This is a genomic window from Promicromonospora kroppenstedtii DSM 19349 (assembly GCF_000515355.1).
Taxonomy (GTDB): Bacteria; Actinomycetota; Actinomycetes; order Actinomycetales; family Cellulomonadaceae; genus Promicromonospora; species Promicromonospora kroppenstedtii.
Map to the genome: position 1 here is coordinate 1 of NZ_KI911687.1, position 2,103 is coordinate 2,103.

The following is a 2,103-nucleotide window of genomic DNA, read 5'->3' on the forward strand; positions in this document are numbered from 1 at the left end:
CGGGCTGAGCCGCGTGGACGTCGAGCAGGAGGTCCTGCATGCGCAGCCGGGTCAGAGCGTCGAGCGCGCCGAACGGCTCGTCGAGCAGCAGCACCCCGGGATTGCGGGCCAGCGCCCGGGCGAGCGAGGCGCGCTGCGCCATGCCGCCCGAGACCTGGCGGGGCCGCAGCCCGGCCGAGCCCGCCAGCCCGACCAGGTCGAGCAGCCGGGCCACCCGCTCCTGGCCCACGTCCTTCGTGGTGCCCGGCGGGAGGCCCAACGCCACGTTCTGCGTGAGCGTGCGCCACGGCAGCAGGCGGGGTTCCTGGAAGGCGACGGCGGTGCGCGGGTCGGCACCGACCACGGGTGCGCCGCCGATCGTGACGCTGCCCGCCGTGGGCGCGTCCAGGCCGCTGACCTGCCGCAGCAGGGTCGACTTGCCGCAGCCCGACGGGCCGAGCACTGCCACGATCTCGCCCGGCGTGACCTGGAGGTCCACGTCCCGGAGCACGGTGCGGTCGGTGCGCCCGGGCGCAGCGAAGGTGCGGGAGACGTCCGCGAGCCTGACGGGCAGTGCCGGGGACGCGGCGACATCGACCTCGCCGGTGGGTGAGGCCGTGGACAGGGCTGTGGACGGTGCTGTGGGAACCATGGGTGTCATCCCTTGCGATCGGTCCGTGCGGTGGGCAGTCGCTGTGCACCGACATGGCCCGGACCGGTCCGGGCGGCAGGCTCGACAGGAGCGTCACATGCCGGCGCACTACCGCATTCGGCAGGGGCAGGGGACGGAGCGAGCCGACGTGGCGCGTCGTGGCGTCATCCGGCTTTCCTCTCCCATGGGGCGTTCCGTCATCTTTTGTCGGGCAATGCCGATGAACCCCATAGAACCGGATGATGCAACCCAGGCACCAGGCCATTCCATGATGTGAGACCAAGATGTGGACCAGCCTGGACTGGATGCTTTCGCATGGTCCTCGCCGTCAGCGATTTCCGGTGACCGCGCCGGGGCGCCCCGAGTACGTTGAGGCGGTGACCCAGCCCTATCTCAGGTACCCCCACATCCACGGTGACCAGGTCGCGTTCGTGGCCGACGACGACGTCTGGCTCGCCCCCGTCTCCGGCGGCCGCGCCTGGCGCCTGACCAGTGACCACGTACCCGCGACGTCCCCCCGCTTCTCCCCCGACGGCAGTCGCCTCGCCTACGTGTCCCACAAGGACGGCCACCCCGAGGCCTACGTGGTCGAGCTGGCCGACGGCGCCACCCGGCGCCTCACCTGGCTCGGCGGCACGACCACGACGGTGCTCGGCTGGGACGACGCCGGCCGGGTGCTCGTCTCGTCGAACGCAGGCACGCACGAACGCTCCCTGACCGTGGTGCGCGCGGTCGGCCTCGACGGCACCGTCGAGACCCCGCGCTACGGGGCCGCATGGGGCGTCGCCGAGCACCAGGGCCCGGACGGCAGGCGCACGACCGCCCTCGTCTCGGCCGGCTACCGCACGCCCGCCTACTGGAAGCGGTACCGCGGCGGTACGGCCTCCGTGCTGTGGCTCGACCGGGGCACCGGCGAGTGGGAGCGCCCCCTGCCCGACGACGAGGCCGGCACCTACGACCCGATCTGGGTCGGGGACGCGCTGGTGTTCACCTCCGACCGCGCGGCGACGTTCCCCGACCACGCCGACGAGCAGGCGAACCTCTGGGTCTGGGACGGCCTGGCGTCAGGCACGCAGGCGGCCGGGCCCCGGCTGCTCACCACCCAGACCGAGGCCGAGGGCTACGTCCGCGACGCGACGTCCGACGGTGCGCGCATCGTGTGGCACAGCCGCGGCGACCTCTGGCTGCTCGACGCGCTGGACGACACCCCGCGCCGCCTCGACATCACCCTGACGGGCGCGCTCCCTGAGCCGTACTCGACCGACCCGGACTCGGCGCCGAGAGGTGTCGACGGACTCGCCGTCGACAAGAGCGGCGACGCGAGCATCGTGGGCTGGCTCGGCACGGCGTTCTGGGTGACCCACCGTGCCGGGCCGGCCCGGGCGCTCGTGGCCGACCCGTCGGTCCGCGTGCGAGAGCCCGTGCTGCTCGGCGACACCGGCCGCGCCGTCGTCGTCACGGACGCGCCGCAC

Annotated in this window: 1 protein-coding gene and 1 pseudogene; one reads left to right on the top strand and one right to left on the bottom strand. The window is 73.6% G+C overall.

Annotation, left to right across the window (positions count from 1 at the left end; all coding sequences use genetic code 11):
* On the bottom strand, positions 1-631 hold a 631-nt coding region (locus tag PROKR_RS16245; protein ID WP_036964719.1), incomplete at its 3' end, for an ABC transporter ATP-binding protein.
* Between the two features lie 377 nt (positions 632-1,008).
* Here PROKR_RS16245 and PROKR_RS16250 point away from each other — a divergent pair.
* Positions 1,009-2,103 (top strand): annotated as a pseudogene (locus tag PROKR_RS16250) (S41 family peptidase); the annotation flags it as partial.